A 26,834-nucleotide genomic window follows, 5' to 3' on the forward strand; every position below is an offset into this window, starting at 1 on the left:
GTTAATGTTCTCTGGTATCAAAGGTTTTTGGCGGCACAGGATCGTCACCACCCGGGTTCAAAGGGTGGCATTTTAATACGCGTTTTACAGTCAACCAACTGCCTTTTATCATGCCAAACCTGCGTAATGCCTCAATTCCGTATTGAGAACAGGTTGGATGAAACCGACAGTGTGGTCCCAGTAATGGACTGATACCGCGCTGATAGACGCGTATCAGGACGATCAGGAGCCGCGCGCCAGGCGACAGTGACGACGCCATAATTTCTCCAACGCTTCCGCCAACGTACGGTTGTCAAGATCGGCAACCCCCTTCTTCGCGACCACAACAAAGTCCATCGACGGTAATTCATGCTGACGCAGACGAAAGCTTTCGCGGGTCAATCGCTTGATCCGGTTGCGTTCGTGGGCGCGCTTCACATGTTTTTTAGCGACGGTGAGACCGATGCGGGGATGCCCCAGCGCGTTAAGGCGGCCGAGAATAGTAATTTGCGGCGTGCCAGCCCGTTGTGGCTGCTGGAAGACGAAAGTGAAATGAGTGGGAGTTAACAAGCGTAACTCCCTGGGAAATGCGAGCTTACCCATCAGGGTTAGCTTTATTACTTAGAAACGGTCAGACGAGCGCGGCCTTTAGCACGACGACGTGCCAGAACCTGACGACCATTTTTATTTGCCATACGAGCACGGAAGCCGTGTGAACGGTTGCGCTTCAGTACGGACGGTTGAAAAGTGCGTTTCATGGCGATTTCTACCTAAACTTGAAAATTTTCACTGGGTGACGCGTTTTTGGGCCAGTAAAACGACCAACGCCTCAATGTGTCTTTAATAAAGAGGCGGGATTGTAATAATTGTACAGTCCAGAGTCAATTTACTTCGCTTGTCGCGGTACCTGGAATCCCGGATACAGCCCGCTGAGTCCGGGCATTGGGCATAGCGCGACAACGCCGGGGGAGAATTATACGGGCTCCGCATCAAAGCGCAAGGATCGCACAGGATCTAATTGCGATCGGATCGCAAGATCTGTTGTTTAAAACGAGAGGCTGCCAGAAAAATTGCATCATTCAGCCTTATTCTTGCTGGTTTTTTCCGCAGCTGGCGTAAACTTTTCTCCGCGCCTTTCGCCTGTGGATAAAAAGGATAAAAACTGTGTAGAAAGTGAAGATCTCTGGCGCGCTTTGCGCTATGATCCGCCCTTCCGCTGACGATCCTCCGATGATTGCGGGACGGAAAACCGCTGATAGCGGTCGCAGGCGCTTTCTTTCGTCTGTGTCAAAAATGAACGTTTCTTAGTTTAGCGCCTACTATTCTTATCGAATTTGTACGAGTGGAGTCCGCCGTGTCACTTACGCTTTGGCAACAGTGTCTTGCCCGTTTGCAGGATGAGCTTCCTGCCACCGAATTCAGCATGTGGATTCGTCCGCTACAGGCTGAGTTAAACGACAATACGCTTGCCTTGTATGCTCCAAATCGCTTCGTACTCGACTGGGTTCGGGATAAATACCTCAACAGCATTAACGCCCTGCTGAATGAATTCTGCGGAACAGATGTGCCGTTACTGCGTTTTGAAGTAGGAACACGCCCGGTACAACAAGCGACAACGGTTAGCCAGCCGGTAATGGCCAGTGTGAGCGCGCCCGCACCAGTTCCACCGCGTCCCGCGCCTGCGCAAATTTTGCGCCCAAGCTGGGATAACGTGCCAGCGCCTGCAGATGTGACCTATCGTTCCAATGTAAACAATCGCCACAACTTCGATAACTTTGTCGAAGGTAAATCTAACCAGTTGGCGCGCGCGGCGGCACGTCAGGTGGCAGATAATCCTGGCGGTGCTTATAACCCGCTGTTCTTGTATGGCGGCACCGGTTTGGGTAAAACGCACCTGCTGCACGCTGTCGGCAATGGCATCATTGCACGTAAACCCAATGCTAAAGTGGTTTACATGCACTCTGAACGTTTCGTGCAGGACATGGTAAAAGCCTTGCAGAACAACGCTATTGAAGAGTTCAAACGTTATTACCGTTCAGTGGATGCACTGCTTATCGATGACATTCAGTTCTTTGCCAATAAAGAACGTTCGCAGGAAGAGTTTTTCCACACCTTTAACGCCTTATTAGAGGGCAATCAGCAAATTATTCTCACGTCGGATCGCTATCCTAAAGAGATCAACGGCGTTGAAGATCGTTTGAAATCGCGTTTTGGCTGGGGATTAACCGTCGCGATCGAACCACCTGAGCTGGAAACACGTGTCGCGATCCTGATGAAAAAAGCGGACGAAAATGATATTCGCCTGCCGGGTGAAGTTGCTTTCTTTATTGCAAAACGTCTGCGCTCTAACGTGCGTGAACTGGAAGGCGCGCTGAACCGCGTGATTGCCAACGCCAATTTTACTGGTCGCGCCATTACTATCGATTTCGTGCGTGAAGCCTTGCGCGATCTGCTGGCGTTGCAGGAAAAGCTGGTCACCATCGATAATATCCAAAAGACAGTGGCTGAATATTACAAGATTAAAGTCGCGGATCTGCTTTCTAAACGTCGTTCGCGCTCGGTCGCGCGTCCGCGCCAGATGGCAATGGCAATGGCAAAAGAGCTGACTAACCACAGCTTACCGGAAATCGGTGATGCCTTTGGTGGCCGCGACCATACCACGGTGCTTCACGCTTGCCGTAAGATCGAGCAATTGCGTGAAGAAAGCCACGATATTAAAGAAGATTTCTCTAATCTCATCAGAACATTATCTTCCTGACGCTATGAAATTTATTGTTGAACGTGAGCAGTTGCTAAAACCGCTGCAACAAGTCAGCGGCCCACTTGGCGGACGCCCGACGCTGCCGATTCTTGGTAATCTGCTGATGCAGGTTAACGAAGGCTCGCTGTTGCTGACCGGTACCGATTTAGAAATGGAAATGGTGGCTCGCGTGGCGTTGACGCAAGCGCATGAACCCGGCGCTACCACCGTTCCGGCGCGTAAATTCCTCGATATCTGTCGTGGTTTGCCGGAAGGGGCGGAGATCAACGTTACGCTGGAAGGCGATCGTATGTTAGTACGCTCTGGCCGCAGCCGTTTTTCTCTGTCAACGCTACCTGCCAGCGATTTCCCTAATCTTGATGACTGGCAAAGCGAAGTAGAATTTACGCTGCCGCAGGCCACCCTGAAGCGCCTGATCGAAGCGACACAGTTTTCAATGGCGCATCAGGATGTACGTTACTACCTCAACGGCATGATGTTTGAAACCGAAGGAGAAGAGTTACGTACCGTAGCCACTGATGGTCACCGGTTGGCAGTATGTTCTATGCCGATTGGTCAGGCATTGCCGAGCCATTCGGTGATCGTGCCGCGTAAAGGTGTGATTGAGCTGCTGCGCCTGCTGGATGGCGGTGAAACCCCTTTACAGGTACAAATTGGCAGCAGCAATATTCGCGCGCATGTTGGCGACTTCATCTTTACGTCGAAGCTGGTTGATGGCCGTTTCCCTGATTATCGTCGCGTATTGCCGAAAAATCCTGACAAAGCATTAGAATCTGGCTGCGATCTGTTAAAGCAGGCTTTTGCACGTGCTGCGATTCTTTCTAACGAGAAATTCCGTGGTGTTCGCCTCTATATCACGGAAAATCAGTTAAAAATCACTGCAAATAACCCTGAGCAGGAAGAAGCGGAAGAGATGCTGGATGTCTCTTACAGCGGCAGCGAACTGGAAATTGGCTTTAACGTCAGTTATGTGCTGGATGTACTGAACGCGCTGAAGTGTGAAAATGTGCGTCTGCTGTTAACGGACTCTGTTTCCAGCGTACAAATCGAAGACGTTGCGAGTCCAGCAGCCGCCTATGTTGTAATGCCTATGCGCCTGTAGAAAATATTGGCCTGGCTTACTGGCCAGTCTGGCCCCGGGCAGTGCTCGTCCCTGGTCACATACTTTAGTATGCTCCCAGATGCTGCGCGCTGGCCGTGACCAGACTGACTGCGTCGCCTACGGCCTGGGTAGTATTGAAAAACGTTGCTTTACTCTCGCCCTTAAGCTGGATGATTCATGGCTTTAACCCGCCTTCTTATCAAAGATTTTCGCAACATTGAGCAGGCCGATTTAACACTCGCGCCGGGCTTCAATTTTCTCGTTGGCGCCAATGGCAGCGGCAAAACCAGCGTATTAGAAGCTATTTATACTCTGGGACATGGTCGCGCGTTTCGCAGTTTGCAGGCGGGCCGGGTGATTCGTCACGATCAGGCTGCCTTTGTTCTGCATGGGCGCCTTGAAGGCAAAGAGCGCGAACTGTCGGTGGGATTAACCAAAAACCGTGCGGGTGAAAGCAAAGTCCGTATTGATGGCAGCGATGGCCATAAAGTTGCTGAACTGGCGCATCTGTTGCCCATGCAACTTATTACGCCGGAGGGCTTTACTTTGCTTAATGGCGGCCCCAAATACCGTAGAGCTTACGTTGACTGGGGATGCTTTCATAACACGCCCGGCTTTTTCAACGCCTGGAGCAATTTGCGACGCCTGTTAAAGCAACGAAACGCCGCCCTGCGCCAGGTTTCACGTTACAGCCAGGTGCGTCCATGGGATCAGGAACTGGTCCCGCTGGCTGAGCAGATCAGCCAGTGGCGCGCCGAGTACAGTGCCGCAATCTCCGCTGAAATTACCGCCACGTGCGGACAGTTTTTGCCGGAGTTTGACTTAGCCTTCTCTTTTCAACGCGGCTGGGACAAAGAAAGTGATTACGCTGAATTACTTGAACGTAATTTCGAGCGCGATCGTGCCTTAACTTATACCGCCAGCGGCCCGCACAAAGCAGATTTTCGCATTCGTGCCGAAGGGACGCCGGTAGAAGATTTACTCTCACGCGGCCAGTTAAAACTGCTGATGTGTGCATTACGTTTGGCGCAGGGCGAGTTCCTGACGCGCCAAAGCGGACGCCGCTGTCTTTACCTGATTGATGACTTTGCTTCTGAGCTGGATGACAGCCGCCGTCGCCTGTTGGCGGAGCGGTTAAAAGCCACGCAAGCGCAAGTTTTTGTCAGCGCCATTTCTGCTGAGCATGTAATCGACATGACCGACGAAAAGGGCAAGATGTTCCGCGTGGAACAGGGTAAAATAGCGGTTCAACCTGAAGATTAAATGAGCGAGAAACGTTGATGTCGAATTCTTATGACTCCTCAAGTATCAAAGTCCTGAAAGGGCTTGATGCGGTACGCAAACGCCCGGGCATGTATATCGGCGATACGGATGACGGCACCGGTCTGCATCACATGGTATTCGAAGTCGTGGATAACGCAATCGACGAAGCACTCGCTGGCCACTGTAGTGATATTGTGGTGACCATCCATGCTGATAATTCCGTTTCTGTGCAGGATGATGGACGCGGTATTCCGACCGGTATTCACGAAGAAGAAGGCGTTTCCGCCGCTGAAGTTATCATGACCGTGCTGCACGCAGGCGGTAAATTCGATGATAACTCCTATAAAGTTTCCGGTGGTCTGCACGGTGTTGGGGTTTCTGTGGTTAACGCCCTGTCGGAAAAGCTGGAGCTGACCATTCGTCGTGAAGGCAAAGTGCATCAGCAGATTTATCAGCACGGCGTGCCGCAGGCACCGCTGGCTGTTACGGGCGATACCGAAGCGACCGGTACGCGCGTGCGCTTCTGGCCAAGCCATGAAACCTTTACTAACGTAACCGATTTTGAATACGACATCCTGGCTAAACGCCTGCGTGAGCTGTCGTTCCTCAACTCGGGCGTGTCGATTCGTCTGGAAGACAAGCGCGACGGTAAAAACGACCATTTTCACTATGAGGGTGGTATCAAAGCGTTTGTTGAATACCTGAATAAAAACAAAACGCCAATCCATCCCACTGTGTTCTATTTCTCCAACGAGAAAGACGGAATTGGCGTGGAAGTCGCATTGCAGTGGAACGACGGCTTTCAGGAAAACATTTACTGCTTTACCAACAATATTCCACAGCGCGACGGTGGTACTCACCTTGCGGGCTTCCGTGCGGCAATGACACGTACCCTGAATGCCTACATGGACAAAGAGGGTTACAGCAAAAAAGCCAAAGTCAGCGCCACGGGCGATGATGCGCGTGAAGGCTTGATTGCCGTGGTATCGGTTAAAGTTCCGGATCCAAAATTCTCTTCACAGACCAAAGATAAACTGGTCTCTTCTGAAGTGAAATCCGCGGTCGAGCAGCAGATGAACGAGCTGCTGGCTGAATACCTGCTGGAAAATCCAGGCGATGCGAAAATCGTTGTCGGGAAAATTATTGATGCTGCACGTGCCCGTGAAGCCGCGCGTCGCGCGCGTGAAATGACCCGCCGCAAAGGTGCACTGGATCTGGCTGGCCTGCCAGGCAAACTGGCTGACTGTCAGGAACGCGATCCGGCGCTGTCAGAAATCTACCTGGTGGAGGGTGACTCTGCGGGCGGCTCAGCTAAACAAGGCCGTAACCGTAAAAACCAGGCGATTCTGCCGCTGAAAGGGAAAATCCTTAACGTTGAGAAAGCGCGCTTCGACAAGATGCTCTCTTCGCAGGAAGTCGCAACCCTGATTACTGCCCTCGGCTGCGGCATTGGCCGTGACGAGTACAATCCAGATAAACTGCGTTATCACAGCATCATCATCATGACCGATGCGGACGTCGACGGCTCACACATCCGCACGCTGCTGTTGACCTTCTTCTATCGCCAGATGCCAGAAATCGTTGAGCGTGGCCACGTTTATATCGCACAGCCGCCGCTCTATAAGGTGAAAAAAGGCAAGCAAGAGCAGTACATCAAAGATGATGAAGCGATGGATCAGTATCAAATCGCTATCGCACTGGATGGTGCAACGCTGCATACCAATGCCAGCGCACCGGCATTAGGCGGCGAGCAGCTGGAAACGCTGGTGGCTGATTTCAACAGCACGCAGAAGATGATCAAACGTATGGAGCGCCGCTATCCCGTCGCGCTGCTGCGTGCACTGATTTATCATCCAACGCTTAGCGACCTCAGTCAGCAAGCTGATGTCACTGACTGGCTGAACGGTCTGGTTGCTTATCTGAGTGACCGTGAAGCGCATGGCAGCGCCTATTTTGCTCAGGTCCGTGAAAACCGCGAGCAGAATCTGTTTGAGCCAATTTTGCGCGTGCGTACTCACGGCGTCGACACCGATTACCCACTGGATGCAGAGTTCGTTCAGGGACCGGAATACCGTAAAATCTGCGCGCTCGGCAGTAAGCTGCGTGGCCTGTTGGAAGAAGATGCGTTTATCGAGCGTGGCGAACGCCGTCAGCCGGTAGCCAGCTTTGAGCAGGCTATAGAGTGGCTGGTGAAAGAATCGCGTCGCGGCCTGTCAGTACAGCGTTATAAAGGACTGGGTGAAATGAACCCGGAACAGCTGTGGGAAACCACGATGGATCCAGACAGCCGTCGTATGCTGCGCGTCACTATCAAGGATGCGATTGCCGCCGATCAGTTGTTCACTACGTTGATGGGTGATGCGGTTGAGCCGCGCCGCGCATTCATTGAAGAGAACGCCCTGAAAGCGGCCAACATCGATATTTAATCGCTAAAAACCCTTCCCTTCGCGGAAGGGTTTTTTTATGCCTGGCGCGGCACTGAAAAGCGAAAGCACGCCCCTCCTGAGCCTTCATCAAGGCTGATATCACTCTGATGTAATTGCAAAATCCTGCGAACCACCATGAGTCCAAGCCCGCCACTGTTTGTCCCGGTGCTGGCATGTGAAAGTGCTGAGGGCCGCTCAAATAACGTTGCGCGTTGCGCGTCAGAAATACCGGGACCGCTGTCTTTGATACAGACTTCGATAGCGCGCTCTGTCTGGCATAAACCAATCGCGATCGTGCCTGCTACAGGCGTGTGCTTGATAGCATTATCAAGCAGGTTAGTGAGTACCCGGTCCATCATGGAAATATCGGCATGAACCTGCGGTAAATTTTCGTTGATATCGCTTTCTACACGAATTTTTTTGCGTCAATCATTAACTCAAATTTTTGCAGCACATCATAAGTTAGCTCTGACAGGCTGAAAACTTCGCAGCTGGGTTTGATTACGCCATATTCTAACTGGGCCAGTTCGAATAGCTGCTGTGCCAGCGTGCTAACTTTTTGACTCTGCGATAACGCGATATGCAGATAATGCTGTCCCTGCTCCGCTTTCAGGCTGTGTGATTTATACAGCAGCGTTTCAAGGTAGCCGTGCAACGTGGTCAGCGGCGTGCGGAGATCATGAGAAATATTTGCCACAAACTCGCGGCGCAGCTGGTCCTGGTAAGCCAGTTTCTCCCATTGAAAGGCGATATGCCGCGCCATGCTGACAAACGCCCCCTGCAACAAACTGACTTCATCTTTTTCGCCAGGCGGCGGCAGCGGAAGTTTCGCCATGCTTTGTATTTCCGCCATTTCTTTACTGCTTAGCTTGCGCACGCGCTGCGTAAGCTGTCGTACTGGCCGCGTAACCAGACTGAAAGCTACCGCACCCGCAGTCAGACCAAAAAGTACAACAAGCAGTGATGACCAGATTGAGGTATACAGAAAGGTATCGAGCTGTGCTTTTGCGCCAGTAAGTGATAATTAGCGCCTTGTAAAATCACATACAAATAACCGCAAATCGCGCCATTACGCATTACAGGCGCGACACTGAAAACTTTTTTCTTTGGCAAAAAGCGGGGATCATCCCCATAAACTGGCAGTGCAGTCCCGTTCAGAAAAGCCTGTATGGGTTTGATATCGATCCGGTTACGTTTGAGCCGCCCCGGCGGAATGGTATCGTTTAATATATTCCCAGATGAATCAATCAAGTAAACTTCTACACGTGGATTCAATATCATAAAATCATTGAACATGGCTTGTAGCACAGGCAGGTCTGTGCCCTTTTCAAGGATCATATCACCGTAACGGTTAACCATATGTCCGGCGAGTCCGGCGTTGAGCCGTTGTATCACCACGCTACTGTATTGCCTGTTTATGTGGATTTGCATCAAACCCGACAGCAAGGTACAGCCCAACAGCAAGCCAGCAAAAACCAATGCGAGACGTTGGCTAAGTGTCAGGCGTTTCATTATTTTTCACTAAATGCGTTGGTACTGAAAACTTATAGCCTTTACCCCAAACTGTTTTAATGAAAAGGGGTTCAGCAGGATTAACTTCAATCTTCAATCGTAAGCGATTAATGTGAGTATTGACGGTGTGTTCATAGCCATCATGTTGATAACCCCAGACCTGGTTAAGCAGATTGAGGCGGGAAAATACTTTCCCCGGATGTTTAGCAAAGTAGTAGAGCAGATCAAATTCGCGTCGGGTCAGAATAACAAGGTTATTGTGAAGCCATACCTCACGCGCCACCGGATCGATGATAAGCGTATCCAAATTCAATGTTCCCGCTTCCATACGGGAATTCATATTCATTGCTTTCTGGCGACGAAAAAGTGCTTTCAGTCGCGCAATGAGTTCTAAAACAGAAAATGGCTTCGGCAGATAATCATCTGCGCCCAGCTCAAGGCCTAATACACGATGTACTTCACTGGTACGGGCACTAATAATAATAATCGGTGTGTAATGCGTCATGGCGCGGGCACGTCGACAAATTTCCAGGCCATCAATTCCAGGCAGCATCAAATCCAGTATTAATGCATCCCATTGTTGCTCCTGCAGCAGCCCGGCCCCTAAATGACCTTCTGCTGCGTGTGTTATGTCATATCCTTCATCGCTTAAATGTAAACGCAATATCTCCGCAATTCCCTTGTCGTCTTCAATGATCAAGACTTTTTTGGCTGCATCCATCGGCTTCTCCCTTTTTATGTCGTGAATATTACCGTCAAACACAAGTAAAAACGCACGGTGAGTTATCATATTTTGTTTATGTTTACGGGAGGCTTTGCTAAACAAAGTTCCGCCATACTGATTTTATTGTTCTTGATGAAAGCCAGATAAGTAGGGCATGACGTGATCTCAGCATTGATTTTGCCAGATACACCAGGCTACAGACTTAATCATCCTCACGTCATGAATCGAATTTCACTTTTTAAACAAGGAGAGTCTGCATAATAATTTAACGTAATGTTAACGTATCCCTTGTTTATTAACTGTCTTTCATAATCGATTTATGCCGGGTTGACTGGCTTTTCTTTATTTCATGATTTGAAGTGATACTCACAAGGAATAAGAATAATGCAGACGGAAAAGATTAACGTGAATCCGTTATTCATTTATTTGAGTAAATCATCTGTGCCAACACCAACTTAATGATATTCAAAACAGGACGCAAAAATGAAAAAAATCCTTGTTGCTACTTTTATTTCAGTAATGACTGTTGCCTCTGCTTATGCGGCTGACTCTGTGAGCAAAGACGCGATGCAGAAAGATGAGATGGCAATGAAAAAAGATACCATGCAGAAAGATAAAATGAACAAAGAAAAAGAAGCCATGCAGAAAGATGCAATGAGTAAGCAGAATAATGAGATGAAGAAAGATGGGATGAGCCATTGATACTTCACAGCACGCCTTCCTGATGTTTAGCCATCATTTCAATGATGGCTTTTTTTTGCCGTAAGCAAGTTGCCTGTCAGTGTGTCGATAAACTGGTCAATGTGAGCTGAATCGCGCTAGCATTAAGTCAAACCCTGACTCAATGAGGACGTTATGGCAATTAAACTGATTGCGATCGATATGGATGGTACGCTGCTTAATCCACAGCACCTGATTACCCCAGGCGTGAAGTCTGCGCTTGACCGGGCACGTCAGCAAGGCGTCTCGATTGTGCTGGCAACCGGCCGTCCATTTGTTGGTGTGCAACGCTATTTGATGGAGCTGAATTTACAGGAAGATCAGTACTGTATCAGCAATAACGGCGCACTGGTACAGCGTGCCATTGATGGCGAATGCGTGGCGGAAGTTACGCTGACGTTTGATGATTACCTCTACGTTGAGCAGCTGGCACGCGAGTCAGGCGTGCATTTCCAGGCATTCGACAAATCTCATTTGTATACGCCCAATAAAGATATCAGCGAATATACCATCCATGAAGCCAGCCTGACCGGGATCCCGGTACGCTATCGTTCAGTGGACGAGATGGATCGCAACATGCGTTTTCCGAAGCTGATGATGATTGATAAACCGGCATTGCTGGATTCAGCCATCGAACGTTTGCCTGACCATGCCAGGGAAACCTATACCATCCTGAAAAGTGCGCCTTACTACCTCGAGATTTTAGATCGCCGCGTTAACAAAGGTCAGGGTGTGAAAATGCTGGCAGAAAAACTTGGCCTCAGGCAGGAAGAGGTTATGGCCATTGGTGATCAGGAAAATGATCTGGCAATGATTGAATATGCAGGCACTGGCGTCGCTATGGGTAATGCTATTGAATCTGTAAAGGAAATTGCGCAGTTCGTGACTAAAACCAATATGGAAGATGGCGTCGCGCACGCTATCGAAGAGCTGGTGCTTTAACCCTGCGGCGGCATGACTGAACAGCAAAGTGCCGCCACTTTTTTCTCACCCATGTCCGCAAATCGAAGCTGCATCTTGAACGCATTTGGCGTAGCGTGTGTGGCAACTTTTTTCTCAGGTTGCCCTTCATGCGCGAAAAACAGATCACTTTTGCCCAGCGTCATCATCAACTCACTAACATCAACGTCTGGACTGCCGACAGTCAGTGGTTAGCCTTTGACGTCAGGCCCTCAGGCGCCCTGTTTACCAGCCAGACCATTGAGCGCGTCAATGTGTTTACCGGCGCGGTTGAAGTGCTCTATCAAGCCAAAGAGGGCGCTCACGTGGGTGTGGTAACGGTCAGTCCTGATATGCCGCCGCGTTACGTCTGCATTCATGGCCCTGAGCATCCCGATGAAATCTGGCATTACGATTTTCATCATCGCCGCGGCGTGATTGTGCAAAACGGTGAAGCACATAATCTGGACGCCTGTGATATTACGCCGCCTTTTACCCCCGGTGCGCTGCGTGGAGGTTCCCATGTGCACGTTTTTAGCCCAGACGGGTCGCGGCTCAGCTTTACCTATAACGATCATGTAATGCACGAATTAGAGGTAAGCCAGGATCTTCGCAACGTTGGCATTGCCGTGCCGCTGCATGCGGTAACGCCGCAGAAGCAGCACCCGCGTGAATACGACGGCAGCCACTTTTGCCTGCTGGTAAGCCGTACAACAACGCAACCAGAACGCGGTAGTGATGAGATCAATCGTGCTTATGAAGAGTGCTGGATCGGCTCGCAAGGTTATCAAAAACCAGACGGCAGCTGGCAACGTTGGGCTATCGCTTTCATTGGCGACACGCTTACAGCTCAGGGCGATAAACAGCCAGATATCTTTATCGTGGATCTGCCAGAGGCACTTGAAGATTATGCACGTGCCGGTGACGCACCGCTGGAAGGAAGCAGTAAAACATTACCCGCGCCCCCTGCCGGAGTAAACCAGCGCCGCGTAACCTTTACAGGCCTGGCACAGCAGCCGCGTCACTGGTTACGTGCATCGCCAGATGGCAGCGCAATTGCTTTTTTAAAAGCAGATGATCAGGGCGTCATTCAATTGTGGACGGTTTCCCCTAACGGTGGCGCAGCGCAGCAAATCACGCAGCTGACAAACAGTATTCAGTCAGCATTTAGCTGGCAGCCAGAGGGTAAAGCGATTGCTTTTATCAGTGATAACAGCGTAATGCGTTGTGACATGGCAAGCGGAATGTGCCAGCGTTTAACCGATCGTCGCGATGAAGCACCCTCCGGCGACGCGGTGGTATATTCGCCGGACGGAAAACAAATTGCTTTTATGCGTGAAGTTAACGGCTGGCGTCAACTGTTCACGGTGACGGCTGGATAGTTGGCATTGGCTGTGCCTGAGCTAAATTTTCCTGCGTGCGTGCCAGCTTTTCACTCTGCAAGACGCGCGCACGCGGTGAATCCAGAGATTTATCATGATCGCTACGATAGTAATCCCACGGCAGCAGCAGCGTATCCATTACAGCTGAGAACGGCAGATCTACTAACGCCAGCGGCTTTAGCGCCCAGCTGGTGTTGTCATCCACTAATAAATCGGCGCTGGCACGGGTGCCGGGATAGTAACCCTGGCTCGCGCCAGTATGAGACATGACACTGGAACAACCGCTTGTCACAACAGCGCAGCAGATAACGCCCGCTAGCGGTAAGGCTTTTATCAATTTCATATTCATCATCCCTTCAGTCGCAGCACTGGCCTGACTGAGTTTGCTTGCCTGACCACGTCCACACTCTGCGGTGAAGTCCGTTCTGGTCAGTAAAGGTATCCCTGAGTGTATGCTATATCGTCAAATTGGCGAAAAAAATTACTTTTGCCCCTTGAAACGCCTCTTCTGGCACCCATTTTCATAGCACGGTCATACAGCGGGTCGCCGAAAGGGACACTGCAAAGACCAAACAACCTGTCCAATGGTGGAAGGTTGCCAAAACTTGCTGAATTTCAGGAGTCTTATAATGCGTAATTTTGATCTGTCCCCACTTTATCGTTCATCTATCGGTTTCGATCGCCTGTTTAACCTGCTCGAATCTAATCAAAATCAGAGTAATGGCGGTTATCCTCCTTATAATGTCGAACTGGTCGATGAAAACCACTATCGCATTACGATTGCGGTTGCGGGTTTTGCGCAAAGCGAACTGGATATTACCTCTCACGACAATATGCTGATTGTGCGCGGTGCGCACCCTGAAGAGCAGGTCGAGCGTAAATATCTTTATCAGGGCATCGCCGAGCGTAATTTTGAACGGAAATTCCAGCTGGCCGACCACATCATCGTGCGCGATGCACGTCTCGAAAATGGTCTGTTAAGCATTGATTTAGAGCGGATTGTTCCGGAAGAGGCGAAACCACGCCGTATTGAAATTTTGAAATAATCCTGAAAAACGCCGCAGCCTTGCGGCGTTTTTTATTATCTACGACTGCATACGCATCGCTAATCGTTGGCTCAACCGCCCACCAAATACATTCACCAGCAGGCCAATAATGATGACCGATGCGCCCAGCATCTGCTGCGCGGATAACGTTTCATCAAGACACAGCGCCGCACTGAGAATACCCACCACCGGCACCAGTAGCGAGAGCGGTGCTACGCGCCAGGTTTCATAACGGCTGAGTAGATTGCCCCAGATAGCGTAACCGATGATAGTGGCGGCAAAAGCCAGATAGATCAGCGCCATCACGGTTTGGAGCGTGATGTGCAGCAGGCTATAAACGATGGCCGCTTTACCTTCAAACAACAATGCACAGGCGAAAAAGGGACCAACAGGCACCAGTGCGCTCCATACCACCAGTGACATAACAGGCACCTTGCGGTTGCGCATAATGATTTTGTTTGTGATGTTGCCAAGTCCCCACGATAAAGCCGCTGCCAGCGTCAGCATCATGGTTGTCAGGGTAATTCCCGCCGTGGTTTGCCCTTCCATACCAGCCGTTGCCAGCATAAACATGCCCAACGTGGCGATAATGATCCCCGCTATATGATTCCAGCGCAGTTTTTCTGCCAGAAACAGCGCCCCCAGCAACAGGGTGAAGAAAGCCTGTGCTTGCAAGACTAACGATGCCAGCCCGGCAGGCATGCCAAGCTTGATGGCGAGAAAAAGAAACGCAAACTGACCAAAGCTGATCGTGATGCCATACACCACCAGCCAGCGCAGGGGAATTGCCGGACGACGCACAAAAAATATCGCCGGGAACGCCACCAGCGTAAAACGTAACCCGGCCAGTAAAAAGGGCGGCATGCCCTGTAGTCCCAGTTTAATCACGACAAAATTCACGCCCCACGCCACGACAACGCAAAGGGCTAACAGCATATCTTTCACGGACATGACGTCCTCCTTCTGCCGCCGTCAGGCGGTAATCGCCATCGGTGTGGCGATATCTGCACAACAGTTGTCACCTACAACACGAAAATAATCTTTTACCGCCAGTGCTATCGATTTTTCTAACACACCCGCGTTAAACCATAACGTACCGACATCACGCAGACGCGCATCGACGCGCAGCACCAACCGTTCATCAAAACTAAACGGTGGAACAGCGCCCATCTGGCAATCCGTCAGTGTCTGCGCTATTTCTGGCGGCGCAAAGCTTGACTTCTTGCCGCCAATTGCACGCGCGGCGCGCTTAAAATTGATTTTGCAATCACCCGGCACAATCGCCAGCAGATAGCGCGCCTCCGCGCCTTCTGGCATCGTGACTTCCAGTACCATGGCTTTTGCAGCCTGATTCAGCGCATTGCCACGAATGTCACTGATCAGATCAGTCTGGCCGATGGCATCATGTTCCACCACACGGTACTCCGCTTGCTGCTCGTCCAGTAATGCAGTGATTTTTCCAAATGTTGTCATTCCCCTCTCCTCATGTGACAAGCTCTGAATCAGCTCCAGGCAATCGCGTGCTTCATTTTTTTGTCGGTCAGGCCAAAGAAGAAGCCCATCGTGATGCGGGTATCGCCTTCGACCCGATCGATTTCGTGATAAAAAGCCGGATTAAACAGGTAGATATCGCCACTGCGCGGTGAGAATTCACAGGTTTCGCTGCAATCCGTTACGCCACTTTGATAGCCCAGTTCACCCGCCGTTTTGAAGCGTTCATCTTCGGGTGACCATTTCTTGTTATAGATGCGCAGCGCCCCGCCAGCGTTGCACTCTTGCAGGCAGACGACACAACTGAGTTGATGCAGAATGTGCGTTACCGCCAGATTCGTGCCAGCAGCATCACGCACGATATTGTCGTTATGCAGCGGATTCGCCACGCCGTGGGCATGAAAACGCACAATAGAACCGGCGTAATCGCCTAAGCCTGGCTCATGGGCCGTTTGCAGGCTCTCCAGCTTCAGAGCATGTTGTATCCAGTTAAAGATTTGCCCACGCAGGCAGCTGATTGATGGCGGCAGTGCAGGCTGAATATCACGCAGTTCGGTAAAATAATTTTCAGGTGCCGACGTGTGCTTCGCCAGATAAGGGCCCAGCGTGGTCAGTGCACCATTCGGATAGTGGGAGACGCGGATTTTTTCACGGCAAGACTGAAGATCGTCCACGACCGCTTCGCGCACCTCGGGTGTAAGAAAATTACGCAGCACCAGCAAAGGCACACGTGCAGTCACAATGTCATCCAGCCAGGTACTTTCAACGAACATTTTGGGATTAATAACGCGGATCTGATTGAAAATAGCCATCTATTTCACTCCCACAAAGGAATCTCATGAAGTTCATGATTGCTCATGCGCCGCCAGCTATCGGCACTGCCCAGTGTTGAAACAGGTTCAGAAGAGATAAACGTGCAGCCGTCCTGTTGGCGGCAATGCATCGTGAAATATTGCGGATACGGTGTGTCGTGTGGATACCATTGCCATGCCCAGGCTTTTTCACGCGTGACGAAGATGGCATTCCCGGCGCTACCGCCCGGCGTCACCTGCGCCATCTTGTTACGCAGATAGTCACGTGTGAAGTCCGCTGGCGTGACCTGCTCAACCAAATATTGCAGATACTCCGCCGAGTCAAAGCGCGATTCAGCCAGGCCAAGATGGCGGTAAATCGTGGGTAAAAAACCGTTATGCATCATGTACCACTGCGTACCTGCGCTGTGACGCTCCAGTGGGTGAGAAAAAGCCACCCCATGGTTTTTACTCAGCGTGGCGTGACGGACGTGCACCGCCAGAAAACGCCCGCGCAAACGGTCAATATCAATATCCGGCAGCGATTCAGCAAACGTACCCGTACCCTGTAGCGTCTGAATCTGCCCATTCTCAATCCACAGGCATCCCCAGCCGTTTGGATGCGCTTTGATCGGACCATCATGATTCGCGGTTTCGCCGCAACTCATGGCACGTGCGGCATCCAGAACCTTTTCGGCATCAAACTGGCCGTGAGCCAGAATCATCCTGCACATAACATATCGCTCCCTACCTTTACCGACTGCGCGGTCATCTGCTTAAATATCGCGAGAATGTCGTCACGCCCGTTTGCCGCCAGGCGAAAGGTGGCCAGAATGCCGGCATGACGGGTAAGATCGGCATATAACGACGATCGCTGTGACACGTTTAACGCAGGTAAATTAAGAGACGGCAACAGCGCCCCCTGTTGATGCTCTGCTATCCAGTTTTCTGCTGCACGTAGCTGTAACGGCTGGCGCAAACGCAACTGTCCAACCGCTCGCGGTGGCGCAAACACCAGCTTCGACAAAGGCTCACCCGCTTCCAGACGAAAACTGACTTCAGCCCAGTTTATGCCCGTCACCTCCTGAACCAGGTTCACCACGCCCATACCAGAAAGGCGAAAACCCATCTCAAGAAAGTGCGGCACGCCCTCCACGACGATGAAATCAATGTGAAACGCGCCCTGACGATAACCAAATGTTTCACAGCAAAAGGTCATCATGCGGGAAAAAGAAGGCGGTAATATTTCGGCTGAAGAGGCAACATGACCCGATTCATAAAAGCCTATCGCGCCTTCTTTATCACGATGCTGCTCTACTACTTTCTGACAGCAGGTTAACGCCTGCGGCACGCCGTTATGCACGACGCCCTGTAGTGAATATTCATCGCCCGCCAGCCAGCACTCAACGATAAAGCCTGAAAACCCCCGCCCGCCGTAGTTCACGGTATTGATCAGCTTATTCACAACCACTGACAGCTGGCTCTTTTCTTCGATTAGCCAGATACCCAGCCCGCCACCGCCATCCACCGGTTTAATCACGCAGGGATAAATCAGCGCGTCCTGCGCATCCAGAATGCTGAGCGGCGAAGCGAAAAAGCGAAACTCAGGTTGAGGAAAATCTGGCGACGCTTTTTTTAACGCCATGCGCTGGGCATATTTATCCAGCGGAATAAAGGTGGCGGGTGCATCCGGCCCGGCCAGCATTTCCCGCACCCGTCCGGCGCTGGCGTTATACGCTTCAAACCCTGCCAGCACGACGCGTGGATGTTCGAGCATGCCGGCATGCAGACAGGCCTGCATGACATCCCACGGATTTTCAGGGCGGTCGAGGCGTACAATCAGATCAAACGGCAGCGACAGGCTCAGAGACTGGTAATCAACAAAATCACTCATTTCCGCCAGCACGGTAAAATAGCCGTCGCGCTTCGCCACATCGCAGTAGGGATTTTGTCCGTCGCGGGTGGCGCCAATCTGCAGAAAAATCTTTCTCATTGCTTCGCCTTACCGGGTTTAGCGCCCGGAGATCACTTCGGTCACGGTATCCTGTAAAACACCGTTATTGACCTGTATCACCGCTTTGTGCGGATCAAAACGCAACACGCGCGACAGCGGATCGGCGTGCTTGCCGTCCAGCAACGAACTGACCTGTTTGCTCTGCCAGCAGTGACGCATTTGCGCCATCGTCATGCCTGAGCGTTGCGATAACTGCTGAACGAGCGTCGTATCGTGATGCTGCTGCTCAAAAAAGAGCGCGAACAGCGGTTTCATCCAGCGAAATATTTTGCTGCGTCAACCAGGTGTTGAGCTGTTTACCCCTTTCAATGAAAGGTGAATAGATCATGCAAATTAACTGCTCTTCACTTAAATTAAACGCCTGTTTGGCGAAATTACTCGCACGTTGCCGCTGACGTTCGATAGCAACATCATCCTGATAACGTGCCGCCATCTCATCGATCAGCTGTGACGGGAAATCTTTTTGCACCATCAACCCAAGGGCAAAGCGCACATATTCCCGAATGCCTTCGGCGTAGTTGCGCTGCAACAGCGTTTCTGCACGCAGGCCGCGAATATGTGCCATTAACGTTGGGTTACCACAGTCAGATTCAGAAAAGCTGAACATCAATTCATCAAAGCGGAAGCGCATGAAATCGTTGAGTAGCGCCCAGTGCGCACCGGCTTCATAGGCAGTATCTTGATAAATATTGAAAAACAGCGGATCGCGCGCCAGTTGATGCGTAATACGATGTGCAGGCGTCACCTGATCGGTGCCGTAGACATCGGAAAAATAACGCTCAGCGACGCCATCCAGGGTGTGTAAAAAGCCACTAAAGCCGCGGCGTTTATCCGCTACCGGCGTATCAAACAGGCGTGAAAGATGGCGGGCCCAGGCGACATATGCTGTTTGTTCCTGTGGTGAGTCACCAGTAATAATGACATCAACGCCGCCATCATAATCAGCGGCCAGGCCAAACGAATTAACCATGCTGAGGTTGCAGGCGTTGCAAAAGGTTGAGCGTGCATCGGCCCGGAAGCGATGTCCATTCATCAGCACATCATTGCGATTTTGCTGGCGTACAGCGTCCGGCATCGGCAGATGACGTTCGAAGGGGCGAATCTGTAATCCATCAACCACCAGGCATTCGGTAAATTCATCACCCGGAATAGCCAGCGACTGATAAACGCGATCAATATTCTCCATCACACTGTCGCTCATTGCGGCATGACGGTTGGTACTGATGCGCAGGCGAAAGGTATTGCCCTGCTGCTGCCAAATCAGTCCCTGAATATAACGCACATAAGCAACCATATAGCTGCTGTCTTTTCCACCGCCGTAAGCGAGCAGGACACGGTTATTATTAAGCTGGTGTGAATCTGGCAAAGCCGCAAGTAAACGTTCTGAACAACGATTAGCAGAGTCAATGATTGCAGGCGTGAGATAGCCTTCAATCTGGCTCATCAGGGTGGACAGATTATTCATTTTTCACTTTTTCCTTTGGCTAATAAAATCGCTTAAAATGACATGGAACTCACTGATTCCACGTAAAAACGCCACGGTATAATTAGCGAATGAATGTCTCGGTCATTGAGATCGCCAGACGCGCAGCGGCTACGGAGAAATAACCGTCTGGTGTCATGAATAATTAAGAGATGCAGCTTAAAGTACTTTGAATGTACTCTGGTGAATATGCACAGATCAGCGCGATATGGGGTAAAACAGATGACGGATGTGATCGGGGGACAGGAGAGTCAAAGTAGTCGTTACCGCCAGATAGCAGAGCAGATTAAACAGGCTATTCATACCGGTACCCTGCCGCCGGACAGTCGTTTGCCGTCTGTGCGTACTTTAGCCACGCAATACAATGTCAGCCTGACCACGGCACTGAAAACATTGCGCACGCTGGAAGATGAGCATTATGCGGTTGCGCGGCCCAAATCGGGCTTTTTTGTCGCGCCACGACTACAGGAAAAACATTCACTGGCGGTCATCAATGAGCAACCACGTAATATTGCGCCGCTGGATGAGCAGACAGAGTTACATCTGGCGATGCTGGGGTCTGACTGTCGCGTCAGACTCGATTTGGCCAATGGCGACAGCGCACTCTATCCGGTAAAGAAGATCGGTCTGCTCATGCGTCAGATGGGCTACAGTAAGCCCGCCCTGCTTGGCAACACGGTCAAAGGCACCGGTTATGCGCTGCTTAAAACGGAAATTGCCCGACGCGCCGTGGACTATGGCTGCAATATCAGTGCCGACGATATCCTGATCACTAACGGCTGTATTGAAGCTATTTCGCTGTCGCTGCGCGCAACCCTCAAACCCGGCGATATTGTCGCGGTAGAATCGCCCTGCTATTTCGTGCTGTTACAGATGCTGCATAACCTTAACCTGCGCGTGATTGAGGTTGAGGCGGGTCAGGAAGGTTACGTTAATGTTGAAAAGCTAACCGGACTGTTTCGTCGCAAAGCGGTGCAGGCGTTTTTGACTATTTGTAATATCAATAATCCGCTGGGAAAAAGCATTCCCAACGAGCAAAAAGCCTATATTGCGCGCCAGGCTGACGAGAATGATGTGGTGATCATTGAAGATGACATCTTTGGCGATACCGCTTTTGGTGAGCGTCGTCCGTTTCCGATGCGCGCTTTCAGCCCTAACGCCATTCTCTGTAGCGGCTTTTCAAAAACGGTCGCGCCGGGCATGCGTATCGGTTGGGTGCATAGCGTGAATTACATGCGCAAAATTGCGTCACTGAAATACACCTCAACCATGGGAACATCCATGCTGTCACAGGCCGCAATAGCTGAATTGCTCCGCAGTGGCGGCTACGATGCACACCTGCGCAAACTGCGACGAGAACTGGCCAGTCAGATTACAAAGATGCGGCAGGCCGTGCTGCAAGAATTTCCTGCCGGGACACGGGTTTCTGAACCCGAAGGCGGTTATGTGTTATGGGTAGAAATGCCACTTAAGGCGTTGAACGTGCGCTCGCTGTTTTGAAAGCGCGCAATGCCGGAATAGGCATTGCGCCGGGACATATTTTTGCTACCGATCACCGCTTTGATCACTGCTTCCGGCTTAATGCTGGTTTCGGCTGGAACGCTGAGGTGGAACAGGCAATTCGACAGCTGGCACAGTGGTGCCAGCAATCGTTAACAGATACGCAGGATTAATCGCGCCAGGCTTTTTCGACTTCTTCTGCCAAAATCTGCACCGCACGCTCAATTTTCTCTGCATCCGGGACATAATTCATGCGCATGCACTGGTGAGTATGCGGCCATTCATGCTCAAGACCCGGAAAGAAGAAGTGGCCTGGCACCATCAGCACGCCGCGTACTTTCAGCCGTTGATAGAGGGCTTCAGTGCTGATGGGCAAATCACGGAACCACAGCCAAAGAAAAATGGCCCCTTCTGGCTTATGGATCAGGCAGCGTTCTTCAGGCAGATAGCGGCGAATAATTGCCATGGTTTGCGCCACTTTCTCCTGATAAAACGGCTTAATGACCTCTTCCGACAGACGCAGCAGATCGCCACGACGAATCATCTCACAGGCTATCGCGGGGCCGATGCTGCCCGGCGCCAGGCTAATAATGCCATTCATGTTGCTGATCGCACTGATGGTTTTTTCATCGGCGATAATAATGCCGCAGCGAGCGCCTGGCAGGCCCAGCTTCGACAGGCTCATGCAGAGAATGATGTTGGGATTCCACAGCGGTCGGGCATCGCTAAAGATGATGCCGGGAAATGGCACGCCGTAAGCGTTGTCAATTAACAGTGGCACATCATGAAGCTGTGCCAGCGCATCCAGTTTTAACAGCTCATCGTCAGTGATAACGTTACCGGTTGGATTGGTTGGCCGCGAAACACAAATCAGCCCAACGTCATCATTCATCGGCAGATGTTCGAAATCGACGTGATACTTAAACTGACCTTCAGGCAAGAGTTCGATGTTCGGCTTTGCTGAGACAAACAGATCTTCATCAAGTCCGGCATCGGCGTAACCGAGGTATTCCGGTGCCAGCGGAAATAACACCCGTTTTTTGCTGCCATCAGCGCGACGACCCGCAAATAAATTAAACAGGTAAAAGAAGGCGCTCTGGCTGCCGTTGGTCAGGGCGATATTCTGCGCGCTGATTGACCACCCCAGATTTTCGCGCAGTAGTGCGGCCAGTGCCTCAAGCAGGACGGCTTTACCACGCGGGCCATCGTAATTGCAGAGCGCGTCGCTCAGCTTGCCCTCGTCGTGCATCTGCTGTAGCAGCTGCTGAAAATAGTCATTCATTGCCGGGATCTGTGCCGGATTGCCACCGCCAAGCATGATGGTGCCGGGCGTGCGCAGGCCTGCGCCCATATCTTCCATTAAGCGTGAGATACCGGAATTTTGCGTAAATTTGTCGCCGAACTGAGAAAAGGCCATAGCGGTTAAAAAGTTGTCATGACGAATGGGGATCCACCATAACGCCCACCACTGGCGGGCGCAATGGGAAGGGGCGCGGATTATTTCAACGCCTGGGGATTAACGCAGTTTTTCTCAACGTTACCGCTCAGCGCGGCGATCATGTTTTCTACCGCGTCCTGCATCATGCCGTAACGTGTTTCATGCGTCGCCGAGCCAATGTGCGGCAGTGTAACGACATTAGGAAGTTTTAGCAGCGGCGAGTCAGCCGAAACCGGCTCCTGTTCAAATACATCCAGCCCGGCAGCGTGAAGCGTACCATTCTGCAATGCAGCGATCAGCGCCTGCTCATCCACCACCGGCCCGCGCCCTGCATTGATCAGGATCGCGTCCGGTTTCATCAGTTTAAGCTGCTCTGCGCCAATCATATGATGGGTCTGTTCAGTCAGCGGCAGACTGATGCAGACAAAATCGCTCTCTTTCAGCAGCGTTTCCAGATCGCAACGCTGTGCACCGAAGCGCGATTGCGCCTCCTGATGTTCGCGTCGGGCATTATAAAGCACCTTCATGCCGAAACCGAAGTGTGCACGCTGGGCTAAAGCCATGCCGATGCGCCCCATGCCGAGGATCCCTATGGTTTTATGATGGACATCAATCCCAAACCGATCCGGCCCGATACTTTTTTGCCAGTTACCCGCTTTTACCCACGCATCCAGCTCGGTCACGCGACGTGCGCTGCTCAGCACCAGCGCCATCATGGTGTCAGCAACGGTTTCAGTCAGAACGGTAGGCGTATGCATTAAGACAACGTGACGCTGGCTGAGCGCCTCGACATCAAAATTGTCGTAACCGACCGACACGCTGGAACAGACGCGCAGCTTCGGCATTTTCGCCAGAAGCTCACCATTTACTTTACCGCCGGAGCCGAGTAAACCTTCCGCCTGCTGTAACGCTTCTGCATATTGCTGTTGGCTTTCTGGCGACAAATCTTTGATCTCAGTGACCGTACAGTGCGCATCAAGGCGGGCACGCAGATCGTCAGGCAGGCTTTTGTACAGAATCACAGATGGTTTCATCAATTGCTCCCTGTAAATAGGTGACGGGCGACACACAGGCCGCCCGGAAAAAAGTGTTAACGCTTACGCTTTCAGGCGTGTTTCGCACCGTGCAGCGGCGGCGTTTTGTTCTGTGCCGGTTTGACAATCAACGTTAACCAGACCGATATCAACAAGGCGCTGCCCATAAAGATGTACGATGCGGCCGGGCTGCCGGTTGCACCATTAAGATAGCCGACAATCCATGAACCAATGAATGAGCCAAGTGCACCCATACTGTTGATGAGCGCCATTGCGCCACCCGACACGTTGCGAGGCAACATTTCAGGAATGATGGCGAAGAACGGACCGTAAGGGGCATACATTGCCGCACCGGCAATCACTAACAGCGTATAGGACATCCAGAAATTATTTGAGCCAACCATGTATGAGCCGAGGAACGCCAGCGCCCCAATCAGCAGCAGCGGCCAGACAAATAGCTTACGGTTTTGCGTCTTATCTGACGCCCACGACACCACGACCATGGCGATAGTCGCGGCCAGATAGGGCACCGCTGATAACCAACCCGCTTCCACCATGCCCATTTGCGTGCCGTTACGCAGAATTGAAGGCAGCCACAGCACAAATCCATATACGCCAATACTCCAGGCAAAGTATTGCATGCACAGAATAATCACGTTGCGGTTACGAAAGGCTTCGCCATAGTTACGTACCGCTTTAATATTTTCCTGCTCTTTCTGCAATTCAGCCTGTAATGCTGCTTTCTCCGCTTCGCTCATCCAGCGCGCCTGAGCAGGTTTATCCTGCACCATGAACCACCAGGCAATCGCCCAAATCACGGCAGGGAACCCTTCGATGATGAACATTTCGCGCCAGCCAAAAGACTCAATCAAATAGCCAGATACGACTGACATCCACAGTACCGTGACCGGATTACCCAGAATCAAAAAGGTATTTGCACGCGAGCGTTCTGACTTAGTAAACCAGTTACTGATATAGATAAGCATTGCTGGCATCACTGCGGCTTCGACAACGCCGAGCGTAAAGCGGATCGCCGCCAGCATTGGGATATTACTCACCACACCCGTCAACGAGGCGCAGGCACCCCATAAAATCAGACACCAGAAGATCAGTTTCTTCACGCTGCGGCGTTCGGCATAAATTGCGCCGGGGATCTGGAAGAAGAAATAGCCAAGGAAGAACAGGGCGCCGAGCAGCGAAGACATGCCTTTCGTGATGCCTAAGTCATCGTTAATGCCTGCCGCCGAAGCAAAGCTAAAGTTCGCGCGGTCCAGATACGCCAGACTGTAGGTGATAAACACGATGGGCATGATGAACCACCAGCGTTTCGGCGCGATTGTCTGCGTTTTCATGGGATACTCCTCTGTTATTGCGTTTGAGGTGCGAGCTACTCATCGCCCAGTTGCTGACGCGTCGGCAAACCTTCGCTGTCGCCAATCACCTGAATCGCCAAAGAACCAATTTTGTTGCCGCGACGAATCGCCTGCGGCAACGTTTTACCTTCCAGTAGTGCGCTAATGACGCCCACGGCAAAACCGTCGCCAGCGCCTACGGTATCAACCACGTTGTCGACCGGAATGGCTTCAATCTGCCCTTTTTCACCTTCAGCAGTTTTGAACCATGCGCCGTCACAACCGGTTTTGATCACCACCGCTTTTACCCCTTTATCAAGGTAAAAGTCGGCGATCGCTTCTGGCTGGCTATAGCCGGTTAAAATCAATCCCTCTTTTTCTCCCGGCAGCACCCAGTCCGCGTATTCAGCCAGCAGGTTGAGCTGGTGACGCATCTCTTCTTCACTGCGCCATAACACCGGGCGAAGGTTAGGATCGAACGAGAGCGTTTTACCACGCGCGCGCATCTCTTTAGCGGTGTGCTTCAGCAGCGCCAGTGAGCTGTCAGAAAGTGCCGCCGCCACGCCGCTTAAGTGCAAATGCCGCGCAGAGCCAAAATAGTCATGATCAAAATCGTCAACAGAGAGATGGCTGGCCGCTGAACCTTTACGGAAATATTCGACCAGCGGATCCGATCCATCTTCAACTTTAGATTTAAGTTGAAAACCCGTCGGATAACGCTTATCTACCGTTACCTGACGATGATCAACACCCTCTTTTTCTAACTGCTGGCAAATAAAGCGGCCAAAGGCGTCATCACCGACGCGGCTTACCCAACCCACTTTTAAGCCCAGACGCGCCAGTCCGATCGCCACGTTTAATTCTGCGCCTGCGGCACGTTTAACAAAGGTTTCCGCAGCCGCGAGATCGCCGGTTTCTCGCGCAACAAACATAGCCATCGCTTCACCGATGGTCACTACGTCGAGCGTGCCGTTTTCATGCGTTGTCATGTTTGCTCCTTACACGTTGCGCAGCAGCGTCACGTAATGACGCGTTACCGCTGTCAGATCGCTGCCTGCCAACGGAAATTCAATGCCGCGCGGTGCGCTTGCCGGTAACTGTGCCAGCAGCGTGCGCCAGCTATCGTCAGCATCATCCAGCGCAATAGCGCGGAAACTCTCTTTATGCGGCACGGCAGCTTTGACGTGCACATAGCTGACATATTTACCCAGCGCGACGGCGGCCTGTTCAGCGTCTTCCTGCGTCCAGCACCAGTTAGCCATGTCAAACGTCATGCTAACGGGTAAGCCAGCCTCGCTTACCGCAGCAAAAAAATGCTGCGACGGTGCCAGCTTGCCGTGTTCAGTCTGATCGTTTTCTACCGCTAACTGCCCATCAAAATCAGCAAGCAGTGCACGCAGTTGTTCAGTGGCAAGATCGCCAGTGAAATTGCCCAACGCGATTTTTAATCGCTGAGCATTTAACTGACGAGCCTCTTCAACGTAGTGCTTTAACTGAGGATTTAACCCGCCGTCGTCACAAAACAGGGAATCAGGCACCGAATAACTGGTTTTCAGCTGATGGTGTTTAACCGCTTCTGCCAGCGCAGGCAGGTTCGCCAGCGTGGCGTCATCGAATAATTCACGGCGGATCTCCACGCCGTCCGCGCCCGCTTGCTGAATGATGGGCAATAACGCTAACTGACCGCCCAGCTCAGCGATCTGCTGGTGTCCATAAGCGGCGGTAACGACGATGATTTCTGCTTTCATGCTCGGCTCCTGACGGGATACTCCCCATAACGAATATAAAAACGTTAGATGGAACCGGTTCCAAAACAAAGTAGCAAAACATGGAATTATGATCGTGCTCACGAAGTGAGCACGGAAAGGCAGGGAAGA

General features: G+C 51.5%; 23 protein-coding genes and 3 pseudogenes. 9 read left to right on the top strand and 17 right to left on the bottom strand.

Annotated features, from left to right (window positions below):
* Window position 1: 1 nt before the first annotated feature.
* The 3 genes from yidD to rpmH are packed head-to-tail and all read right to left on the bottom strand — an operon-like array spanning window position 2 to window position 737.
* Window positions 2-259 carry a membrane protein insertion efficiency factor YidD gene (gene yidD / locus O3W44_RS12320; RefSeq protein WP_269293282.1) on the bottom strand — a complete coding sequence of 86 codons (258 nt, stop codon included), beginning with the start codon at window positions 257-259 and terminating at the stop codon, window positions 2-4.
* Window positions 223-582, bottom strand: a complete 360-nt coding sequence (rnpA, locus tag O3W44_RS12325; protein ID WP_269293283.1) for a ribonuclease P protein component — start codon at window positions 580-582, stop codon at window positions 223-225. Before rnpA ends, yidD begins: the two co-directional genes overlap by 37 nt.
* 14 nt (window positions 583-596) lie before the next feature.
* Window positions 597-737 (bottom strand): 50S ribosomal protein L34, encoded by a 141-nt coding sequence (gene rpmH, locus O3W44_RS12330; RefSeq protein WP_015369029.1) that lies wholly within the window; start codon window positions 735-737, stop codon window positions 597-599.
* Window positions 738-1,333: 596 nt separating this feature from the next.
* Here rpmH and dnaA point away from each other — a divergent pair.
* From dnaA to gyrB, 4 genes are all read left to right on the top strand, one after another.
* Window positions 1,334-2,737, top strand: a complete 1,404-nt coding sequence (gene dnaA / locus O3W44_RS12335; protein WP_269293284.1) for a chromosomal replication initiator protein DnaA — start codon at window positions 1,334-1,336, stop codon at window positions 2,735-2,737.
* A gap of 4 nt (window positions 2,738-2,741) precedes the next feature.
* Window positions 2,742-3,842: a DNA polymerase III subunit beta gene (dnaN, locus tag O3W44_RS12340; protein ID WP_269293285.1), complete on the top strand. Its 1,101-nt coding sequence runs from the start codon at window positions 2,742-2,744 to the stop codon at window positions 3,840-3,842.
* Window positions 3,843-4,019: 177 nt separating this feature from the next.
* Window positions 4,020-5,105 carry a DNA replication/repair protein RecF gene (gene recF, locus O3W44_RS12345; protein ID WP_269293286.1) on the top strand — a complete coding sequence of 362 codons (1,086 nt, stop codon included), beginning with the start codon at window positions 4,020-4,022 and terminating at the stop codon, window positions 5,103-5,105.
* 17 nt (window positions 5,106-5,122) lie between these two features.
* Complete coding sequence (gyrB, locus tag O3W44_RS12350; protein WP_269293287.1) at window positions 5,123-7,531, top strand: DNA topoisomerase (ATP-hydrolyzing) subunit B; 2,409 nt, start codon at window positions 5,123-5,125, stop codon at window positions 7,529-7,531.
* A 35-nt stretch (window positions 7,532-7,566) separates the two neighbouring features.
* On the opposite strand, the pseudogene O3W44_RS12355 reads toward gyrB, so the two are convergent.
* Together O3W44_RS12355 and O3W44_RS12360 are read right to left on the bottom strand one after the other, a co-directional pair.
* Window positions 7,567-9,043: pseudogene (locus tag O3W44_RS12355) on the bottom strand (sensor histidine kinase).
* Window positions 9,024-9,764, bottom strand: coding sequence for a response regulator transcription factor (locus O3W44_RS12360; protein WP_269294433.1), 741 nt, complete (start codon window positions 9,762-9,764; stop codon window positions 9,024-9,026). Before O3W44_RS12360 ends, O3W44_RS12355 begins: the two are co-directional and overlap by 20 nt.
* A gap of 486 nt (window positions 9,765-10,250) precedes the next feature.
* Between O3W44_RS12360 and O3W44_RS12365 the strand changes: the two genes are divergently transcribed.
* The 3 genes from O3W44_RS12365 to O3W44_RS12375 all read left to right on the top strand — a co-directional run bounded on the left by O3W44_RS12365 (window position 10,251) and on the right by O3W44_RS12375 (window position 12,808).
* The gene (locus tag O3W44_RS12365) at window positions 10,251-10,469 is read left to right on the top strand and encodes a pentapeptide MXKDX repeat protein (protein WP_269293288.1); all 219 of its coding nucleotides are present in this window, start codon (window positions 10,251-10,253) and stop codon (window positions 10,467-10,469) included.
* Between the two features lie 153 nt (window positions 10,470-10,622).
* A complete protein-coding gene (yidA, locus tag O3W44_RS12370) occupies window positions 10,623-11,429 on the top strand; it encodes a sugar-phosphatase (protein WP_269293289.1) in 807 nt (268 codons plus the stop codon).
* Window positions 11,430-11,557: 128 nt separating this feature from the next.
* Window positions 11,558-12,808 (top strand): DUF3748 domain-containing protein, encoded by a 1,251-nt coding sequence (locus O3W44_RS12375; protein ID WP_269293290.1) that lies wholly within the window; start codon window positions 11,558-11,560, stop codon window positions 12,806-12,808.
* Here the strand turns inward: O3W44_RS12375 and O3W44_RS12380 are convergent.
* Window positions 12,789-13,151: a YceK/YidQ family lipoprotein gene (locus O3W44_RS12380; RefSeq protein ID WP_269293291.1), complete on the bottom strand. Its 363-nt coding sequence runs from the start codon at window positions 13,149-13,151 to the stop codon at window positions 12,789-12,791. The genes O3W44_RS12375 and O3W44_RS12380 overlap by 20 nt on opposite strands.
* A 286-nt stretch (window positions 13,152-13,437) precedes the next feature.
* Between O3W44_RS12380 and ibpA the strand changes: the two genes are divergently transcribed.
* The gene (gene ibpA, locus O3W44_RS12385; RefSeq protein WP_269293292.1) at window positions 13,438-13,854 is read left to right on the top strand and encodes a small heat shock chaperone IbpA; all 417 of its coding nucleotides are present in this window, start codon (window positions 13,438-13,440) and stop codon (window positions 13,852-13,854) included.
* Between the two features lie 39 nt (window positions 13,855-13,893).
* Here ibpA and O3W44_RS12390 read toward each other — a convergent pair whose 3' ends face one another.
* From O3W44_RS12390 to O3W44_RS12420, 6 genes and pseudogenes are all read right to left on the bottom strand, one after another.
* Window positions 13,894-14,805, bottom strand: coding sequence for an EamA family transporter (locus O3W44_RS12390; protein WP_269293293.1), 912 nt, complete (start codon window positions 14,803-14,805; stop codon window positions 13,894-13,896).
* A gap of 21 nt (window positions 14,806-14,826) precedes the next feature.
* A complete protein-coding gene (locus O3W44_RS12395) occupies window positions 14,827-15,327 on the bottom strand; it encodes a YbaK/EbsC family protein (protein ID WP_269293294.1) in 501 nt (166 codons plus the stop codon).
* A gap of 29 nt (window positions 15,328-15,356) precedes the next feature.
* Complete coding sequence (locus O3W44_RS12400) at window positions 15,357-16,157, bottom strand: 2OG-Fe(II)-dependent halogenase WelO5 family protein (RefSeq protein WP_269293295.1); 801 nt, start codon at window positions 16,155-16,157, stop codon at window positions 15,357-15,359.
* A gap of 5 nt (window positions 16,158-16,162) precedes the next feature.
* Entirely contained in the window at window positions 16,163-16,870 is a 708-nt protein-coding gene (locus O3W44_RS12405) for a class II glutamine amidotransferase (RefSeq protein ID WP_269293296.1), read from the bottom strand.
* Window positions 16,858-18,129 (bottom strand): ATP-grasp domain-containing protein, encoded by a 1,272-nt coding sequence (locus O3W44_RS12410; protein ID WP_269293297.1) that lies wholly within the window; start codon window positions 18,127-18,129, stop codon window positions 16,858-16,860. The genes O3W44_RS12405 and O3W44_RS12410 overlap by 13 nt, the downstream gene beginning before the upstream one ends.
* 18 nt (window positions 18,130-18,147) lie before the next feature.
* Window positions 18,148-19,615: pseudogene (locus O3W44_RS12420) on the bottom strand (hypothetical protein).
* A 240-nt stretch (window positions 19,616-19,855) separates the two neighbouring features.
* On the opposite strand from O3W44_RS12420, the pseudogene O3W44_RS12425 reads away from it, so the two are divergent.
* A pseudogene (locus O3W44_RS12425) lies at window positions 19,856-21,306 on the top strand (aminotransferase-like domain-containing protein).
* Here the strand turns inward: O3W44_RS12425 and O3W44_RS12430 are convergent.
* From O3W44_RS12430 to O3W44_RS12450, 5 genes are all read right to left on the bottom strand, one after another.
* A complete protein-coding gene (locus O3W44_RS12430) occupies window positions 21,303-22,550 on the bottom strand; it encodes a valine--pyruvate transaminase (RefSeq protein ID WP_269293300.1) in 1,248 nt (415 codons plus the stop codon). The pseudogene O3W44_RS12425 and the gene O3W44_RS12430 sit on opposite strands and share 4 nt — an antisense overlap.
* A gap of 80 nt (window positions 22,551-22,630) precedes the next feature.
* Window positions 22,631-23,605, bottom strand: a complete 975-nt coding sequence (gene ghrB, locus O3W44_RS12435) for a glyoxylate/hydroxypyruvate reductase GhrB (RefSeq protein WP_269293301.1) — start codon at window positions 23,603-23,605, stop codon at window positions 22,631-22,633.
* A gap of 71 nt (window positions 23,606-23,676) precedes the next feature.
* Window positions 23,677-24,957: an MFS transporter gene (locus O3W44_RS12440; protein ID WP_269293303.1), complete on the bottom strand. Its 1,281-nt coding sequence runs from the start codon at window positions 24,955-24,957 to the stop codon at window positions 23,677-23,679.
* 35 nt (window positions 24,958-24,992) lie between these two features.
* A complete protein-coding gene (locus O3W44_RS12445; RefSeq protein ID WP_269293304.1) occupies window positions 24,993-25,946 on the bottom strand; it encodes a sugar kinase in 954 nt (317 codons plus the stop codon).
* Window positions 25,947-25,955: 9 nt separating this feature from the next.
* Window positions 25,956-26,705 carry a sugar phosphate isomerase/epimerase family protein gene (locus tag O3W44_RS12450; RefSeq protein WP_269293305.1) on the bottom strand — a complete coding sequence of 250 codons (750 nt, stop codon included), beginning with the start codon at window positions 26,703-26,705 and terminating at the stop codon, window positions 25,956-25,958.
* Window positions 26,706-26,834 lie beyond the last annotated feature (129 nt).

This window comes from Pantoea sp. LMR881, from assembly GCF_027157825.1.
Taxonomy (GTDB): domain Bacteria; phylum Pseudomonadota; class Gammaproteobacteria; order Enterobacterales; family Enterobacteriaceae; genus Pantoea; species Pantoea haifensis.

Bases quoted from the DNA above. Each gene is read 5' to 3' on its own strand.
- yidA (WP_269293289.1), top strand. From the start codon at position 10,623: ATGGCAATTAAACTGATTGCGATCGATATGGATGGTACGCTGCTTAAT.
- O3W44_RS12375 (WP_269293290.1), top strand. From the start codon at position 11,558: ATGCGCGAAAAACAGATCACTTTTGCCCAGCGTCATCATCAACTCACT.
- O3W44_RS12440 (WP_269293303.1), bottom strand. From the start codon at position 24,957: ATGAAAACGCAGACAATCGCGCCGAAACGCTGGTGGTTCATCATGCCC.
- O3W44_RS12380 (WP_269293291.1), bottom strand. From the start codon at position 13,151: ATGAAATTGATAAAAGCCTTACCGCTAGCGGGCGTTATCTGCTGCGCT.
- dnaN (WP_269293285.1), top strand. From the start codon at position 2,742: ATGAAATTTATTGTTGAACGTGAGCAGTTGCTAAAACCGCTGCAACAA.
- recF (WP_269293286.1), top strand. From the start codon at position 4,020: ATGGCTTTAACCCGCCTTCTTATCAAAGATTTTCGCAACATTGAGCAG.
- O3W44_RS12360 (WP_269294433.1), bottom strand. From the start codon at position 9,764: ATGGATGCAGCCAAAAAAGTCTTGATCATTGAAGACGACAAGGGAATT.
- O3W44_RS12430 (WP_269293300.1), bottom strand. From the start codon at position 22,550: ATGGCCTTTTCTCAGTTCGGCGACAAATTTACGCAAAATTCCGGTATC.
- ibpA (WP_269293292.1), top strand. From the start codon at position 13,438: ATGCGTAATTTTGATCTGTCCCCACTTTATCGTTCATCTATCGGTTTC.
- rpmH (WP_015369029.1), bottom strand. From the start codon at position 737: ATGAAACGCACTTTTCAACCGTCCGTACTGAAGCGCAACCGTTCACAC.
- O3W44_RS12405 (WP_269293296.1), bottom strand. From the start codon at position 16,870: ATGTGCAGGATGATTCTGGCTCACGGCCAGTTTGATGCCGAAAAGGTT.
- yidD (WP_269293282.1), bottom strand. From the start codon at position 259: ATGGCGTCGTCACTGTCGCCTGGCGCGCGGCTCCTGATCGTCCTGATA.
- O3W44_RS12400 (WP_269293295.1), bottom strand. From the start codon at position 16,157: ATGGCTATTTTCAATCAGATCCGCGTTATTAATCCCAAAATGTTCGTT.
- O3W44_RS12450 (WP_269293305.1), bottom strand. From the start codon at position 26,705: ATGAAAGCAGAAATCATCGTCGTTACCGCCGCTTATGGACACCAGCAG.
- rnpA (WP_269293283.1), bottom strand. From the start codon at position 582: ATGGGTAAGCTCGCATTTCCCAGGGAGTTACGCTTGTTAACTCCCACT.
- O3W44_RS12445 (WP_269293304.1), bottom strand. From the start codon at position 25,946: ATGACAACGCATGAAAACGGCACGCTCGACGTAGTGACCATCGGTGAA.
- O3W44_RS12390 (WP_269293293.1), bottom strand. From the start codon at position 14,805: ATGTCCGTGAAAGATATGCTGTTAGCCCTTTGCGTTGTCGTGGCGTGG.
- ghrB (WP_269293301.1), bottom strand. From the start codon at position 23,605: ATGAAACCATCTGTGATTCTGTACAAAAGCCTGCCTGACGATCTGCGT.
- gyrB (WP_269293287.1), top strand. From the start codon at position 5,123: ATGTCGAATTCTTATGACTCCTCAAGTATCAAAGTCCTGAAAGGGCTT.
- O3W44_RS12365 (WP_269293288.1), top strand. From the start codon at position 10,251: ATGAAAAAAATCCTTGTTGCTACTTTTATTTCAGTAATGACTGTTGCC.
- O3W44_RS12410 (WP_269293297.1), bottom strand. From the start codon at position 18,129: ATGAGAAAGATTTTTCTGCAGATTGGCGCCACCCGCGACGGACAAAAT.
- O3W44_RS12395 (WP_269293294.1), bottom strand. From the start codon at position 15,327: ATGACAACATTTGGAAAAATCACTGCATTACTGGACGAGCAGCAAGCG.